Source organism: Streptomyces luteoverticillatus, assembly GCF_003970715.1.
GTDB lineage: Bacteria > Actinomycetota > Actinomycetes > Streptomycetales > Streptomycetaceae > Streptomyces > Streptomyces abikoensis.
This window is the reverse complement of the sequence record NZ_CP034587.1, coordinates 1,657,099-1,672,500: the sequence shown is the minus strand read 5'-3', so window position 1 is coordinate 1,672,500 and position 15,402 is coordinate 1,657,099. Positions and strand designations below refer to the sequence as shown.

Here is a 15,402-nt window from a genome sequence, read left to right as displayed (position 1 = left end):
TCTGAGCTGGGGGTGGCCGCAGAGACCAGCGAGAAGCGACTGTTTACTAAAAACACAGGTCCGTGCGAAGCCGTAAGGCGATGTATACGGACTGACGCCTGCCCGGTGCTGGAACGTTAAGGGGACCGGTTAGCTCCATTTCGGTGGGGCGAAGCTGAGAACTTAAGCGCCAGTAAACGGCGGTGGTAACTATAACCATCCTAAGGTAGCGAAATTCCTTGTCGGGTAAGTTCCGACCTGCACGAATGGCGTAACGACTTCTCGACTGTCTCAACCATAGGCCCGGTGAAATTGCACTACGAGTAAAGATGCTCGTTTCGCGCAGCAGGACGGAAAGACCCCGGGACCTTTACTATAGCTTGATATTGGTGTTCGGTTCGGCTTGTGTAGGATAGGTGGGAGACTGTGAAGCATGCACGCCAGTGTGTGTGGAGTCGTCGTTGAAATACCACTCTGGTCGTGCTGGATGTCTAACCTGGGTCCGTGATCCGGATCAGGGACAGTGTCTGGTGGGTAGTTTAACTGGGGCGGTTGCCTCCTAAAGGGTAACGGAGGCGCCCAAAGGTTCCCTCAGCCTGGTTGGCAATCAGGTGTTGAGTGTAAGTGCACAAGGGAGCTTGACTGTGAGACCGACGGGTCGAGCAGGGACGAAAGTCGGGACTAGTGATCCGGCGGTGGCTTGTGGAAGCGCCGTCGCTCAACGGATAAAAGGTACCCCGGGGATAACAGGCTGATCTTCCCCAAGAGTCCATATCGACGGGATGGTTTGGCACCTCGATGTCGGCTCGTCGCATCCTGGGGCTGGAGTCGGTCCCAAGGGTTGGGCTGTTCGCCCATTAAAGCGGTACGCGAGCTGGGTTTAGAACGTCGTGAGACAGTTCGGTCCCTATCCGCTGTGCGCGTAGGAGTCTTGAGAAGGGCTGTCCCTAGTACGAGAGGACCGGGACGGACGAACCTCTGGTGTGCCAGTTGTCCTGCCAAGGGCATGGCTGGTTGGCTACGTTCGGGAGGGATAACCGCTGAAAGCATCTAAGCGGGAAGCCTGCTTCGAGATGAGGACTCCCACCCACTTGATGGGGTAAGGCTCCCAGTAGACGACTGGGTTGATAGGCCAGGTGTGGAAGACCGGTAACGGTTGGAGCTGACTGGTACTAATAGGCCGAGGGCTTGTCCTCAGTTGCTCGCGTCCACTGTGTGGTTCCCGGGTTGCGAACAGCTTCGCACCGGTTGAACCAGTAACACCTTTAATTGAAGAGTGTGCTTGTTCGCTAGAACCCGATAGGGTTTCGGTGGTCATAGCGTTAGGGAAACGCCCGGTTACATTCCGAACCCGGAAGCTAAGCCTTTCAGCGCCGATGGTACTGCAGGGGGGACCCTGTGGGAGAGTAGGACGCCGCCGAACAATCTTTCAAGGACCCTTGGTCCCAGCGTTCACGCTGGGACCAAGGGTCCTTTTTGTTTTTCTCCGAAGCGCGCCTGCCATCAGGGTGCGTAAGAATGACTGCGGTACCTGAAGACAGGAGTCACGTCGATGTCCACCAACTCTCCCGACGGTCGCTCGGGCGGCGAGCCGCGTCGCGGTGGAGGGCCCCGCGGCCCGCGCGGCGGCGGTTTCGGTCGCCGTGACGACCGCGCCGGCGGCGGTTTCCGCCGTGACGACCGTGGTCCCCGTCGTGACGATGACCGTGGTGGCTTCCGCCCCCGCGATGACCGTCGTGACGACCGTCCGTCCTTCCGTCGCGACGAGCGCCGTGACGACCGCGGCCCGCGCCGCGATGACGACCGTGGCGGCTTCCGCCGCGACGAGCGCCGCGATGACCGCCCCGGCGGCACCGGCGGCGGCTTCCGCCGCGATGACCGTGGTGGTCGTCCCGGTGGCGGTGGCGGCTTCGGCCGTCGCGACGACGACCGTGGCGGTTTCCGTCGCGATGAGCGCCGCGATGACCGTGGTCCCCGTCGTGACGACGACCGTGGCGGCTTCCGTCGCGACGACCGTCGCGATGACCGCCCGTCCTTCCGTCGCGACGACCGCCGTGACGACCGCGGCCCCCGTCGTGACGACGAGCGCGGTGGCTTCCGCCGTGACGAGCGCCGCGATGACCGTGGCCCGCGCCGTGATGACGACCGTGGCGGTTTCCGTCGTGACGACCGCGCCGGCGGCACCGGCGGCGGCTTCCGCCGCGATGACCGTGGTCCTCGTCGTGACGACGACCGTGGCGGCTTCCGTCGCGACGACCGTCGCGATGACCGCCCGTCCTTCCGTCGTGACGACGAGCGCGGCGGCTTCCGTCGCGACGAGCGCCGTGACGACCGTGGCCCGCGCCGTGATGACGACCGTGGCGGTTTCCGTCGCGATGAGCGTCGCGATGAGCGTCGCGATGACCGCCCGTCCTTCCGCCGGGACGAGCGTCGCGATGACCGTGGTCCTCGTCGTGACGACGACCGTGGCGGCTTCCGCCGTGACGACCGTCGTGACGACCGCCCGTCCTTCCGTCGCGACGAGCGCCGTGACGACCGCGGCCCCCGCCGCGATGACGACCGTGGCGGCTTCCGCCGCGACGACCGCGCCGGCGGCACTGGCGGCGGTTTCCGCCGCGACGACCGCGGCCCGCGTCGTGACGATGACCGCGGTGGCTTCCGTCGCGACGACCGTGGTCCCCGCCGCGACGACGACCGTGGCCCCCGTCGTTCCTTCCGTGACGACCGCCAGGGCGGCGGCTACCGCGGCCGTGACGAGCGTTCCGGTGGCTACGGCCGCCGTGACGACCGGGACCGGGACCGTGGTGACCGCGAGCCGGTGAAGCGGCTGCCGATCCCCGAGGACGTGACCGGCGACGAGATCGACGCCGACGTGCGGCAGGAGCTGATGAGCCTGCCCAAGACGCTCGCCGAGGACGTCGCCCGCAACCTCGTCATGGTCGCCAACCTGCTCGACGAGGAGCCCGAGCAGGCGTACGCCTACTCCCGCGTCGCCCTGCGGCTCGCCTCCCGCGTCGCCGCCGTGCGCGAGGCCGCCGGCTTCGCCTCGTACGCGACCGGCAAGTACTCCGAGGCCCTCGCCGAGTTCCGCGCCGCGCGCCGGATGACCGGTTCCGTCGAGCTGTGGCCGATCATGGCCGACTGCGAGCGCGGCCTGGGCCGCCCGGAGCGTGCCCTGGCCATGGCCGGTGAGCCCGAGGTCCAGAAGCTGGACAAGGCGGGTCAGGTCGAGATGCGCCTGGTCGCCGCCGGCGCCCGCAAGGACATGGGCCAGGCCGAGGCCGCCGTGGTCACGCTCCAGAGCCCCGAGCTGGCGTCGAACGCCGTCCAGCCCTGGACCGCGCGCCTGCGGTACGCCTACGCCGACGCGCTGCTCGAGGTCGGTCGTGAGACCGAGGCCCGCGAGTGGTTCGCCAAGGCGCTCGAGGCGGACCAGGGCGGCACGACCAACGCCTCCGACCGGCTCGCCGAGCTGGACGGCGTGGAGTTCACGGACGCCCTCGAGGAGGACGCCGAGAACGAGGTTCAGGCCGAGGCCGAGGCCGAGGTCGAGGTCAAGGACGAGGTGGCCGAGCCCGCCGAGGCCAAGGACGAGGTCCAGGCCGAGGCCAAGGACGTCGACGAGGCCGAGCCCGCCAAGGACGTCAAGGACGAGGAGTCCGGCAGCCAGGGCTGATCACTGACGTGATCGACAAGGAGGGCGGTACCCCCGGGATCCCGGGGGTACCGCCCTCCTCGCGTATCCGCTCAGTTCAGGGCCAGGCTCCGCAGCACCAGGCCCGTCGCCGGCTTGGGGCCGAACGACGTCGACTTGCGCGGCATCGTCACGCCCTGCTCGGCGAGCTCGCGCACGACGTCCTCGTGGACGGGGTGCATCAGCACGGCCGTCCCCTCGTGGCGCACGGCCTGCCGGACGGCCGCCGACGTGTCGTGGATGTAGCCGATGTGCTCCGGGTCGTCCGGCACGTTCCAGATGTGTTCCAGCAGCAGCGAGTGGAGCACCGTCGCGTCCAGTTCGCGCCAGGCCCGGGGCCGGTCGGCGGGGACGGTCCGCGCGAGCAGGGCCGGGTCCGGGTGGTCCAGGAGGTGGAAGCGGCCGTCGCCGGCGAGGACGAAGGCGTTGCCCGGTCCGGCGGCGGCCTCCGCGAGGGCGGCGAGGGCGTCCTCCAGCGGGCCGTCGATCGTACGGACGCGGAAGGCGCCGCCCAGCGCCTCCAGGGCCGTGTGGACGGGGAGCTTGTGCAGCAGCCGGTGGATGGCCCGTACGCGCAGGGGGTAGCGGGCGGTGTCCACGAGGAGGACGAGGCCGAAGTCCCAGGGGCCGGGTGCGGGTTGCTCGGCATGCAGGCGCAGGTAGGTGGCCCAGCGGTGGTGGCCGTCGGCGATGAGGGCGTGCCGGTGGGAGAGGTCCTCGTCGATGAGGGCGAGGTCCCGGGCGTCGGTGATCGACCACAGGCGGTGGGCGTAGCCGTCGTCCGTCGTGGTGGAGAGCAGGGGGTCCGTGAGGATCACCCGCTCGATGACGGCCGCCGTGCTCTCGGTGCCGTCGTCGTCGCCCCGGTGGGAGTCGTCGCCCCGGTAGGAGAAGAGCAGGGGCTCCAGGTTGGCGGCGGTGTCGCGCATCAGCGCGGCGCGGTCCTCGATGATGTGCGGCATGACGTCCTCGTGGGGCAGGACGACGCCCTCCTCGCGCGGGGTGAGCCGAAGGGCCCCGATGAGGCCGCGCTGGAGTATGCCCTCGCCGCGCTGCTCGTAGACGTAGAGCGCGGGTTCGGGGTCGGGGGCGAGCACCCGTTCGTCCTGCCAGCGGCGCAGGGTGTCCGCGGCCTGGCGGTGCCGGTCGGCGGCGGTGGCGGCCTGGGGGAGGATGAGCCGGACGATGTTGTACGGGTCCGCGGTCTCCAGGAGGCGCAGGCCGTCGGGGCGGACGACGACGTCGTACGGCGGGGAGGTCACCGCCGCGAGACTGCCCACTCGTTCGGGAACGTAGCGCAGTCCTCGGAAGGGCGCGAGCCGGAGCCCGCGTTCTGCGGATTCGCCGGTGCCGTGGCCTGGAGTGCTCATTGTGAAATGTTATGTCCCAGGGCCGGATCGGCAATGATCCGGGAAGAGACATGCAGCACAGACACGCAGTACATACGCGGTACAGAGGAGCGATCACAGCATGAACGACAGCGTCCGGACCCGGCCCGACGGCAGCGAGCGGCCGCTGAGCACGGCCTACGACACGGCCCTGCTGGACCTCGACGGCGTGGTCTACGCCGGTGGTGAGGCGATCGCGCACGCCGTGGAGTCGCTCGGCACGGCGCGGGACGGCGGAATGCACCTGGCGTACGTGACGAACAACGCGGCGCGGACGCCGGGGACCGTGGCCGGGCATCTGACGGAGCTGGGCATTCCGGCGGAGCCGGGCGACGTGATCACCTCGGCGCAGGCGGTGGCGCGGCTGATGTCCGATCAGTTGCCGTCCGGCTCCCGGGTGTTGGTGATCGGCGCGGAGGGGCTGCGGGTCGCGCTGCGGGAGCGCGGGCTGGTGCCGGTGGAGTCGCTGGACGACGATCCGGCCGCTGTCGTGCAGGGGTACGGCGGGCCGGACATGCCGTGGTCGCGGCTGATGGAGGCGTCGTACGCGGTGGCGCGGGGACTGCCGTGGTTCGCCTCGAACACGGACCTGACCATTCCGAGCGCGCGGGGTATCGCGCCGGGGAACGGCTCCGCGGTGGAGGTCGTGAAGATAGCCACGGGGGCCGAGCCGCAGGTGGCGGGGAAGCCGCAGCCGCCGATGCACCGCGAGACGATTCTGCGGACCGGGGCGGAGCGGCCGCTGGTGGTCGGCGACCGGCTCGACACGGACATCGAGGGGGCGTTCGTCGGCGGTGTGGACTCGCTGCTCGTGCTGACCGGGGTCACGACGGCCGCGACGCTGCTCGCGGCGCGGCCGGAGCACCGGCCGACGTTCGTGGCGGAGGATCTGCGGGGCTTGCTGGAGCCGCAGCCCTCGGTTTCCGGCTCCGCCGGTGAGGGGTTCCGCTGTGGCGGGTGGACGGCGTCCGTCCAGGACGGTGAGCTCGCGCTCGAGGGCGAGGGTGAGCGGATCGACGCGTTGCGGGCGCTGTGCGCCGCCGCGTGGACGGCGGCGGGCGAGGGCTCCTGCGCTCTCGACGCGGGGAAGGCGCTGGCGCGGCTGGGCTGGTAGCGCGGTCGGGGGCGAGGGCGAAGCCCCTCGCCCCCCGATCCCGGCCCTGGATCCCCTCAGCCCGTGAGTTCCGCCAGGAGGTCTTCCTCCGTGGCGCCCCGGCGCCAGTAGCCGGTGAAGGTGATCGCGCGGCGGTCGATGCCGCGGTCGCCCACGAGGTGGCGGCGGAGGGCGCGGACGGTGCCGGATTCGCCGGCGATCCAGGCGTAGGGGGTGCCCGGGGGCAGGTCCGCGGCGCGGACGGCGTCCAGGGTGGGTGCCTCGCGGTGGCTGTTGCCGCGGATCAGCCAGGTGATGTCCGCGTCGGCCTCCGTCTTGAGGTCCTGGACGTCGTCCGGGTGGCCGACCTCGATCCAGACGCGGGCCGGGGTGCCCGCCGGGAGCCAGGCGAGGATGCCCGCGACGGCGGGCAGCGCGGATTCGTCGGCCGTGAGCAGCACCCAGTCCGTGCCCGTCGGCGGCTGGAAGTCGGCGCCGCCGTTGTCCTCGGCCACCGGGCCCAGGACGGCGACGCGGTCGCCGGGGCGGGCCGTGCGGGACCAGAGCGACGCGGGCCCGCCGCGGTGCCCGTCGCCGTCCCCGTGCTGGACGAAGTCGATGTCCAGTTCATCCGGGTCGTGGCGCAGCTCGCGCACGGTGTACGAGCGCATGACGGCCCGGACCGCCGGGTCCTGGCGGCGCCACTCCGCGTACCAGCCGGTGCCCAGGTCGTCCGGCAGGACGGGGGCGTCCTGGCCGGGCTGGGGCAGGAAGAGCTTGAAGCGCTGGTCGCGGCCGTCGGTGACCATGTCGCCGAGGCGGTCCCCGCCCAGGGTGACGCGGACGAGGGAGGGGCTGACCCGCTCGGTCCGTATGACGTGGAGGTCGAACCAGCGGTAGGGCGGCGGGGGAGGGGCGTCGCTCATGGTGGAGGCGGTCCTTTTCCGTGGGCAGGGTCAGGAGGTCTTCTTGGCCTTCTCGATGGCCGCGGCGAGGCCTTCGAGGAGCGGCGCGCAGCCGGCGTAGGAGAAGCGGGGCTCGCTGAGCCAGGGGGTGACCTGGCCGGCCTTGACGGCGGGGAGCCGTTCCCAGGTGGGCTTGGCCGCGAGGTCCTTGGGCTGGAGGGCGGAGGTGCGGCTGTCCAGCAGGATCACGTCGGGCCGGTACTTGTCGGCGTTCTCCCAGCTGAGGCTCTCGAAGTAGCCGCCCTGGTCGGTCTTCTCGGGGACGACGAAGTCGACGCCGAGCTCGCGGAAGTACATGAGGTCGGCGTTGACGGCCGGGTTGGAGACGTAGAACAGGTCGGCGCTGCCGGAGGCGGCCATGACCTTGACGGGGTTGCCCTTGGCGGCCTTGCGCAGGGTCTCGGCGGCCTTCTCGAAGCGGGCCTTGGCGTCGGTGACCTTGCGGTCCTTCAGGTCCGCGCCGAGGGATTCGGCGAGGGCCGCGTAGCGCTTGACGGTCTCCAGCATGGGGACGCGGGAGGCGGTGAGGGCGACGCTGGGGGCGAGGGCCAGGATCTTCTTCTTGCTGTCGTCGGGCACGTACCAGAGGGCGTCCGGCTCGTACATGTTGGTGACGAGCAGGTCGGGGTTCAGGCCCGCGTACTTCTCGACGTTGAACTCGCCCCAGGCGTTGCCGAGGATAGTGAGCTTGTCGACGGCGAGGTCGCCGGCCTGGGGGTCGGGCTTGCCGTCCTTGAGCTTGGTGGGGCCGAAGACGCCGACGCATTCGACGCCGAAGTCGTGGAGGGCGGCCGCGGTGCCGGTGAAGGCGACGATGCGGCGCGGCGTCCGGTCCTTCCTGACGGTCTGTCCGCGGTCGTCCTTGAAGGTCCAGGGCCCCTTCTTGCCGGCCGCCTGCCCGCTCTCCTCACCGGAGTCCGACGATCCGCCGCCCCCGCAGGCGGTGAGGAGGGCGCCGAGGCCCAGGGCGCCGCCGGCGGCCAGGAGGCCTCGGCGGGAGAGGTTCGCGATGCGGGGGGTGCTCATGGGTGGTGTTTCTCTCCGTGAGGATCAAGAATGTGAGGGTAGGCTAACCTAACCAGGTGTTGGTTGACACTTCTCCTCAAACCAGTAACGCCCCCCGAACCGCCGCCGCCCCCGAGGCCGTGCCCCGTGGCAGAGGCGCCCGGCGCCTCGCCGGGCTGGTCGTCTCGACGGGCGTGCTCCTGCTGGTCGTCGTCGCGTCCCTGGCCGTCGGCGCCAAGCAGATCCCCGTCGACCAGGTCTGGCACGGGCTGTTCCACTACACCGGCGCCGACGCCGACGTGGTCGTCCGCGACGTCCGCGTCCCCCGCACCGCCCTCGGACTGCTCGTCGGCGCCGGACTCGGCCTCGCCGGCACGGTGATGCAGGCCCTCACCCGCAACCCCCTCGCCGACCCCGGGCTGTTCGGCATCAACGCCGGGGCCGCGGCCGCCGTCGTCTCCGGCGTCAGCTTTCTCGGCGTCACCTCGCTCACCGGCTATGTGTGGTTCGCCTTCCTGGGCGCCGCCGCCGTCTCCGTCGTGGTGTACGCGCTGGGCGGCAGCCGGAGCGCCACGCCCGTACGCCTCGCCCTCGCCGGCACCGCCGTGACGGCCGCGCTCAACGGCTACGTCTACGCGGTGCAGCTGATGGACACCGCCGCCCTGGACCGGATGCGCTTCTGGACCGTCGGCTCCCTGGCCTCCGCCAACGCCACCGTCGTCCGGCAGGTCGCCCCCTTCGTCGTCGTCGGCATCGTGCTCGCCCTGCTCCTGGCACGGCCGCTCAACGCCATGGCCCTCGGCGACGACCAGGCCCGCGCCCTGGGCACCCGGCTGACCGCGACCCGCGTCCTCGCCCTGCTCACCGTCACCCTCCTGTGCGGCGCGGCGACCGCCGCCTGCGGGCCCGTCGTCTTCATCGGCCTGATGGTGCCGCACGTCGTCCGCTCGTTCACCGGCCCCGACCTGCGCTGGGTCCTGCCCTACGCGGCCGTCCTCGCGCCCGTGCTGCTCCTCGGCTCGGACATCGTCGGCCGGATCCTCACCCGCCCCTCCGAACTCCAGGTCGGCATCGTCACCGCGCTGATCGGCGGACCCGTCTTCATCCACCTCGTACGCCGCCGGAGGATGGCCCAGCTGTGAGCTCCACCGAAACGTCCCGTGCCGTACGGGCGCTGCGCACCCGTGGCGGTCTCTCCGTGCGCGTCGCGCCGCGCGCCGTGCTCGTCGTGGCCCTGCTGCTGGCCGCCGCGCTCGCCGCCTCCGTCGCCCTCATCGGCACCGGCGACTACCCCATGTCCTTCGCCGACGTCCTCCGCACCCTCACGGGCGGCGGGACCGCCGCGCAGGAGTTCATCGTCCACGACCTGCGGCTGCCGCGCGTCCTCGTCGGCCTCCTGGTCGGCACCGCCCTCGGGCTGGCCGGCGCCGTCTTCCAGTCCGTCTCCCGCAACCCGCTCGGCAGCCCCGACGTGATCGGCCTCGGTCAGGGCTCCTCCGTGGGCGCGCTCACCGTCATCGTCCTCTTCCACGGCGACCCCACGGCCGTCGCCGCCGGAGCCGTCGCCGGCGGACTGCTCTCCGGCGCCGCGATCTACGCCCTGGCCTGGCAGCGCGGCGTCCACGGCTACCGGTTCGTCCTCGTCGGCATCGCCATGTCCGCCGTCCTCGTCGCCGTCATCGGCTACCTGCTCACCAAGGCCAACCTCACCGACGCCGCCCGCGCCACCGTCTGGATGGTCGGCTCCCTCAACGGCCGCGACTGGAGCCAGGTCTGGCCCCTGCTCGGCGTCTGCGCCGTGCTCGTCCCCGCCGTGCTCGGCCACGGGCGGAGCCTGCGCATGCTGGAGATGGGCGACGACTCCGCCTACGCGCTCGGCGTGCCCGTCGAACGGACCCGGCTGGTCACCATGGGCGCCGCCGTCCTGCTCACCGCCGTCGCCACGGCCGCCGCCGGACCCATCTCCTTCGTCGCCCTCGCCGCGCCCCAGCTGGCCCGGCGCCTCACCCGCTCACCGGGCCCCAACCTCACCGCCGCCGCCTGCACCGGTGCGGCCCTGCTGGTCGGCGCCGACTGGGCCGCGCAACGCCTCTTCGGCGCCGACCAACTGCCCGTCGGCGCGCTCACCGGCATGCTCGGCGGCTGCTATCTGCTGTGGCTGCTCCACACCGAGCGCCGGGCGGGACGGGTATGAGCACGTACGAACGCAACGGAGAGAACACCATGAGCCGGCTGTCCGCCGAATCCGTCACCCTCGCCTACGACGGGCGGGTCATCGCGGAGGACCTCTCCGTCGCCGTCCCCGACAACTCCTTCACCGTCATCGTCGGCCCCAACGCCTGCGGCAAGTCCACCCTGCTGCGCGCCCTGTCCCGGATGCTCAAGCCGCGGGCCGGCTCCGTCCTGCTCGACGGCGCCGCCATCGGCTCGTACCCCGCCCGCAAGGTCGCCCGTACGCTCGGCCTCCTGCCGCAGTCCTCGGTCGCGCCCGACGGCATCACCGTCGCCGACCTCGTCGCCCGCGGCCGCCACCCCCACCAGGGGCTGCTGCGGCAGTGGTCGCCCGAGGACGAACGGATCGTCCAGGAGTCGATGGCCGCCACCGGCGTCGCCGCCCTCGCCGACCGGTACGTCGACGAACTCTCCGGCGGCCAGCGCCAGCGCGTGTGGATCGCCATGGCCCTCGCCCAGCGCACCCCGCTGCTGCTCCTCGACGAGCCGACGACGTTCCTCGACATCCAGCACCAGATCGAGATCCTCGACCTGTGCGCCGAGCTCCACGAGAACCAGGGCCGGACCCTTGTGGCCGTTCTGCACGACCTCAACCACGCCGCCCGCTACGCCACCCACCTGATCGCCATGCGCGACGGGCGCGTCGTCGCGGAGGGGGCGCCCGGCGACATCGTGACGGCCGAGCTCGTGGAACGGGTCTTCGGGCTGCGCTGCCAGGTCATCGACGACCCGCAGACCGGTACCCCGCTCGTCGTGCCGGCGGCGCGGCGCCCGGTCACGGCAGGGGTTACAGGATCGAGCGCAGCCGCAGCACGTCCCGCAGGCCCGCCTTCAGCCTGACCCGGCCACCGGCCCACGCCCGCGCGAAGTTCAGCTTTCCGTCGACCAGGGCCACCAGATCGTCCCCGGTCATCTCCAGCGCGATCTCCGCCCGCCGCTCCGGGACGCCCTCGACGGTCCACACCTCCCTGAGGTGGCCCTCCCGGAGGTGGCCCACGAAGGTGACGCCGAGGTCCGTCACATGGCAGCTGAGCGAGCGGTCGGGCGCGGCGGCGGCCCGGAGCTCGCCGCCCGCTCCCGCGAGGTTCTCCGCCAGCCGGTCGAGTGCGCCCAGGCACTCATCGATCGTCGCCATCGCCATGGACGGTACCCCAGGCGGCCGGGAACGCAGGAGTAACACCCGCGACCGGGTAGCGTCGGGTTCATGACCGACTCGACACCGCTTCCTCTGGAGGCACTGGAGGCCCTGGAGGCCCGTGGGGCTCTGGAGACTCCGGGAGCTCTGGGGGATCCGGAGCCCCCCGCGGCCCCGGAGACCCGGGAGCCTCAGCCGCTCGGCGTCGAGCGCGCCCCCACCGGCGACCCCGGCGTCGACGCCCACCTGGCCCGGCTCGCGGACGCCGACCACCTCGACGCGAGCGGTCACCTCGCGGTGTACGAGGATGTACACCAGGGGCTGCGCGACGCGCTCGGCGCGCTCGACCGGCCCCCGGGGCCGCCGCCCGGCCCCGCACGTCCGTACGACAACAGGAGCTGAACCGCCCGTGGCAGTGACCCGCCGCCGACTCGACGCGGAGCTGGTGCGCCGCAAGCTGGCCCGTTCCCGCGAGCACGCGAGCCAGCTGATCGCCGCCGGCCGGGTGACCGTCGGAGGGACGACGGCGACCAAGGCCGCCACCCAGGTGGAGACCGCCGCCGCCATCGTCGTCACCCAGGACGACAGCGACCCGGACTACGTCTCGCGCGGCGGCCACAAGCTCGCCGGCGCGCTGGCCGCCTTCGTGCCGCTCGGCCTGAAGGTCGAGGGGCGCCGCGCGCTCGACGCCGGCGCCTCCACCGGCGGGTTCACCGATGTGCTGCTGCGGTCCGGTGCCGCGCACGTCGTCGCCGTCGACGTCGGTTACGGGCAGCTCGCCTGGTCCCTGCAGAGCGATGAGCGCGTCACCGTGAAGGACCGTACGAACGTACGTGAATTGACGCTGGAGCAGATCGATGGCGAGCCGGTTGATCTGGTTGTCGGTGATCTGTCCTTCATTCCGCTGGGGCTGGTGCTGCCGGCGCTTGTGCGGTGCTCCGCGCCCGACGCGGACCTGGTCCTCATGGTCAAGCCGCAGTTCGAGGTCGGCAAGGAACGCCTCGGCGCCGGCGGCGTGGTGCGCAGCGCCGAGCTGCGGGCCGAGGCGGTGCGCGCGGTCGCCGGGCGCGCGGCCGAGCTCGGACTCGGCGTACTCGGGGTTACCGCGAGCCCGCTGCCCGGGCCGTCCGGCAACGTCGAGTACTTTCTGTGGCTGCGCGCCGGTGCGCCTCAACTGGACCCGGCGGACGTTGACCGTGCAGTGGCGGAGGGGCCCCGTTGACCACTTCAGAAGCACCATCCGGACGTACCGTTTTTCTGCTCGCCCACACCGGGCGGCCAGCGGCGATTCGCAGCGCGGAGCTTGTGGTTCAGGGGCTGTTGCGGTGCGGCATCGGTGTGCGGGTGCTCGCCGAGGAGGCCGCGGATCTGCCGCTGCCGGCCGCGGTGGAGCGTGTCGAGGCCGGGCCGGGGTGCGGCGACGTTCTGGCGGGCTGTGAGCTGCTGGTCGTGCTCGGCGGCGATGGCACGTTGCTGCGTGGCGCGGAGTTCGCACGGCGTTCCGGGGTGCCCATGCTGGGCGTCAACCTCGGGCGGGTCGGCTTCCTCGCGGAGGCCGAGCGGGACGACCTCGACAAGGTTGTGGACCGGGTCGTCACTTGCGACTACGAGGTCGAGGAGCGGATGACCCTCGATGTGCTGGTCCGTACGGACGGGCGCGTCGTGCACCGTGACTGGGCGCTGAACGAGGCGTCGGTGGAGAAGGCGGCGCGGGAGCGGCTGCTGGAGGTTGTGACGGAGGTGGATGGGCGGCCGGTTTCCCGTTTTGGTGGGGACGGGGTGGTGTGTGCCACGCCTACCGGGTCGACCGCTTATGCCTTCTCCGCCGGTGGGCCCGTGGTGTGGCCCGAGGTGGAGGCGCTGCTGATGGTGCCCATCAGCGCGCATGCCCTTTTTGCCAAGCCGCTGGTGACGGCTCCGGACTCGGTGCTGGCGGTGGAGGTGCAGCCGCAGACGCCGAAGGGTGTGCTGTGGTGCGACGGGCGGCGGAGTGTGGAGCTGCCGGCGGGTGCGCGTGTCGAGGTGCGGCGGGGTGCGGTGCCGGTGCGGTTGGCGCGTTTGCACCACGCGTCGTTCACGGACCGGCTGGTGGCGAAGTTCGCGCTGCCGGTCGCGGGGTGGCGGGGGGCGCCGCACTAGGTGGGTGGGTGCGTTGTGGGTCGGGGGCGGGGTGGGGTGGACGGGCCCTTACGGGGCTGAGCTCTTCGCGGTGCCTGCCACTTTGGTACGGGGTGCCCCGTATTTTGCTCCAGCGGCGAAGAGCTCCTTACGCCCCTACCAGGGCCCATCCACCCCACCCCGCCCCCTCACGTCACCCCAGCCCCCTGGCCGAGCGATCCATGCCGGGCAATCGGGCGGGCGGGTGGGCGAAACCCGCGCCGAAGGCGCGGGAAACCCCCACGGCGGGCAGCCGGAACGCTACGGGCGCCCCGCCGGTGCCAGCCGGCGCCGGGCCTCGGCGAGGGCCGAGTCCCGGCCCGCCGCGAACTCCGCGTCGGTGAACACCGGCACACGGACGTGCGGGGCGATCCCCTCCCCGTCATACGCCCGCCCCGTGCCGGCGTCGCGGAACACCTCGTTCGGCAGCCCGAACCGCCAGTCGTTGGGCAACCGCCGCTCGAGGACGTCGGAGAACGACCCGTTGGTGTTCTGCCCGATCCGTACCACTCCCGGCGCGCGGCCCATCAGCGCCTGCGTCGTCGTCTCGCCGGCGCTGATCGTCAGTCGCCCGGTGAGGAGCGCGACCGGCCCGGTGTAGACCGGGCCGTGGTGCGGCAGCACCCGTACCGGTTCGGCCGGCGTGAACCTTGCCGGGTCCTCGGCGTCGTCGCGCGCCTGCTTGAGGTAGGCCGTGTAGGGGCGGTCAGTGAGGCGCTCGGCCACGCGCAGGCCCAGGCGGTCCGAACCGCCGCCGTTGAAGCGGAGGTCGAGGACCAGGCCGCGCAGGGACCGCACCCGCCGGTCGGTGAAGACGGCGTCCAGCGCGCGGTCGAGTTCGGCGGCGTCCGCCTCGAAGGTGTGGTCGTCGGTGTAGTTGACGAAGCCGGTCAGGCGCAGATAGCCGGTGCCGTCCGGTAGGTCGGCGAAGGCTATCTTGCCCTTGCCGTGGCCCTGTCCCCACTGGTGGACAGCTCCCACTTGGGCGGTGATCGACGCGTCGATCTTTTTGATCAGTTCTGCGGAGGGGAACGGCGTGTCCGCGCGGTGGCCGCCGAAGCAGTTGTCCGGCTTCGCGCCGCAGTCGCCCCGGGTCACGTATGTGTGGCCGTCGTGCAGCGGCTCGATCATCTTCGTCAGGATCGTGAACAGTTCGTCGTCTGTGGTTCGGTTGGTTATTTGTGGGCGGTAGTGGTTGCGCGTTGCCTGCCAGTCGATGCCTTTCATGGCGAAGAAGGGGTAGTTCTCCTTGTATGTCTGCCAGAAGGTGTCGAAGACCGCCCTGGGGTTCTTCGCGGGGCTCGGGTCGGCGCAGGCGGCGGGCAGGGCGGCTACGCGCCGCAGGGTGCGGTGGCCAGCGCTGCCGGCGTAGCCGAGCCGGGCCCGGCCCGGGCCCGCCGGTTCGAGCGTGGCCGTGCCGGCGGTCAGCTCCGTGACCTCGCCGGGCAGACAGCCCGTCCCCGCCGTCTCGTACTCGCGCATCCGCCGGCCCCCGTCCTCGACGGAGACGACCGTGCCGTAGCCGTCCATCCGCCACACGCCGTCGAGGGACCCCGTGGCGGAGGCGGGCGTGACGGAGACGGTGACGGTGGTGAGGGCGGCGGCGGAAGTCAGGAGGAAGGCCGTGGCACGACGGCGGCGTTCCGTTGTGATCATGCTTTCAGCCTGATGCCCCAAGGGTTCCCGGCGCGATGGGGCCGTCACCCGGACCGGTGGTGGGGACATCCCCAGGAGGGTTGGTGGGGGAGGCCGTC

At 71.5% G+C, this 15,402-nt stretch carries 13 protein-coding genes, 2 rRNA genes and 1 pseudogene (1 of these 16 only partly in view); 11 read left to right on the top strand and 5 right to left on the bottom strand.

Translation table 11 applies throughout. From position 1 onward, the window contains the following. The 4 genes and pseudogenes from EKH77_RS06965 to EKH77_RS06950 form a co-directional block, all read left to right on the top strand. Positions 1–1,175, top strand: a 23S ribosomal RNA gene (locus tag EKH77_RS06965) (it extends 1,947 nt beyond the left edge of the window). A gap of 110 nt (positions 1,176–1,285) precedes the next feature. Further along, positions 1,286–1,402 (top strand): 5S ribosomal RNA (gene rrf, locus EKH77_RS06960). Between the two features lie 306 nt (positions 1,403–1,708). Then, a pseudogene (locus EKH77_RS34550) lies at positions 1,709–2,776 on the top strand (hypothetical protein); the annotation flags it as partial. 30 nt (positions 2,777–2,806) lie between these two features. Beyond that, positions 2,807–3,655 carry a hypothetical protein gene (locus tag EKH77_RS06950; RefSeq protein WP_206280002.1) on the top strand — a complete coding sequence of 283 codons (849 nt, stop codon included), beginning with the start codon at positions 2,807–2,809 and terminating at the stop codon, positions 3,653–3,655. A 71-nt stretch (positions 3,656–3,726) separates the two neighbouring features. Here the strand turns inward: EKH77_RS06950 and EKH77_RS06945 are convergent, their stop codons facing one another. Next, positions 3,727–5,043: a DUF1015 family protein gene (locus EKH77_RS06945; protein WP_126913542.1), complete on the bottom strand. Its 1,317-nt coding sequence runs from the start codon at positions 5,041–5,043 to the stop codon at positions 3,727–3,729. Positions 5,044–5,143: 100 nt separating this feature from the next. Between EKH77_RS06945 and EKH77_RS06940 the strand changes: the two genes are divergently transcribed. Then, positions 5,144–6,175: an HAD-IIA family hydrolase gene (locus tag EKH77_RS06940; protein WP_126913541.1), complete on the top strand. Its 1,032-nt coding sequence runs from the start codon at positions 5,144–5,146 to the stop codon at positions 6,173–6,175. 56 nt (positions 6,176–6,231) lie between these two features. On the opposite strand, the gene EKH77_RS06935 is transcribed toward EKH77_RS06940, so the two are convergent. Next, positions 6,232–7,080 (bottom strand): siderophore-interacting protein, encoded by an 849-nt coding sequence (locus EKH77_RS06935; RefSeq protein WP_126913540.1) that lies wholly within the window; start codon positions 7,078–7,080, stop codon positions 6,232–6,234. Between the two features lie 30 nt (positions 7,081–7,110). Further along, on the bottom strand, positions 7,111–8,145 hold the full coding sequence (locus tag EKH77_RS06930; protein WP_126913539.1) for an ABC transporter substrate-binding protein: 1,035 nt from the start codon (positions 8,143–8,145) through the stop codon (positions 7,111–7,113). Positions 8,146–8,204: 59 nt separating this feature from the next. Between EKH77_RS06930 and EKH77_RS06925 the strand changes: the two genes are divergently transcribed. From EKH77_RS06925 to EKH77_RS06915, 3 genes are read left to right on the top strand one after another with little or no spacing between them, the layout of a single operon-like run. After that, positions 8,205–9,266 carry a FecCD family ABC transporter permease gene (locus EKH77_RS06925; RefSeq protein WP_126917923.1) on the top strand — a complete coding sequence of 354 codons (1,062 nt, stop codon included), beginning with the start codon at positions 8,205–8,207 and terminating at the stop codon, positions 9,264–9,266. After that, the gene (locus EKH77_RS06920; protein WP_126913538.1) at positions 9,263–10,318 is read left to right on the top strand and encodes a FecCD family ABC transporter permease; all 1,056 of its coding nucleotides are present in this window, start codon (positions 9,263–9,265) and stop codon (positions 10,316–10,318) included. The genes EKH77_RS06925 and EKH77_RS06920 overlap by 4 nt, the downstream gene beginning before the upstream one ends. Before the next feature lie 29 nt (positions 10,319–10,347). Next, positions 10,348–11,196 carry an ABC transporter ATP-binding protein gene (locus EKH77_RS06915; RefSeq protein WP_126913537.1) on the top strand — a complete coding sequence of 283 codons (849 nt, stop codon included), beginning with the start codon at positions 10,348–10,350 and terminating at the stop codon, positions 11,194–11,196. Here EKH77_RS06915 and EKH77_RS06910 read toward each other — a convergent pair. Continuing rightward, positions 11,144–11,491 (bottom strand): sterol-binding protein, encoded by a 348-nt coding sequence (locus tag EKH77_RS06910; RefSeq protein WP_126913536.1) that lies wholly within the window; start codon positions 11,489–11,491, stop codon positions 11,144–11,146. The genes EKH77_RS06915 and EKH77_RS06910 overlap by 53 nt on opposite strands. 69 nt (positions 11,492–11,560) lie before the next feature. Here EKH77_RS06910 and EKH77_RS06905 point away from each other — a divergent pair, with 69 nt between their 5' ends. The 3 genes from EKH77_RS06905 to EKH77_RS06895 are packed head-to-tail and all read left to right on the top strand — an operon-like array spanning position 11,561 to position 13,630. Beyond that, the gene (locus tag EKH77_RS06905) at positions 11,561–11,893 is read left to right on the top strand and encodes a hypothetical protein (protein ID WP_240667251.1); all 333 of its coding nucleotides are present in this window, start codon (positions 11,561–11,563) and stop codon (positions 11,891–11,893) included. Positions 11,894–11,906: 13 nt separating this feature from the next. Continuing rightward, the gene (locus tag EKH77_RS06900) at positions 11,907–12,713 is read left to right on the top strand and encodes a TlyA family RNA methyltransferase (protein WP_126917921.1); all 807 of its coding nucleotides are present in this window, start codon (positions 11,907–11,909) and stop codon (positions 12,711–12,713) included. Beyond that, positions 12,710–13,630, top strand: a complete 921-nt coding sequence (locus EKH77_RS06895) for an NAD kinase (RefSeq protein WP_126913535.1) — start codon at positions 12,710–12,712, stop codon at positions 13,628–13,630. Before EKH77_RS06900 ends, EKH77_RS06895 begins: the two co-directional genes overlap by 4 nt. A 279-nt stretch (positions 13,631–13,909) precedes the next feature. Here the strand turns inward: EKH77_RS06895 and EKH77_RS06890 are convergent, their stop codons facing one another. Beyond that, positions 13,910–15,304, bottom strand: a complete 1,395-nt coding sequence (locus EKH77_RS06890) for a S41 family peptidase (RefSeq protein WP_126913534.1) — start codon at positions 15,302–15,304, stop codon at positions 13,910–13,912. Positions 15,305–15,402: the final 98 nt, after the last annotated feature.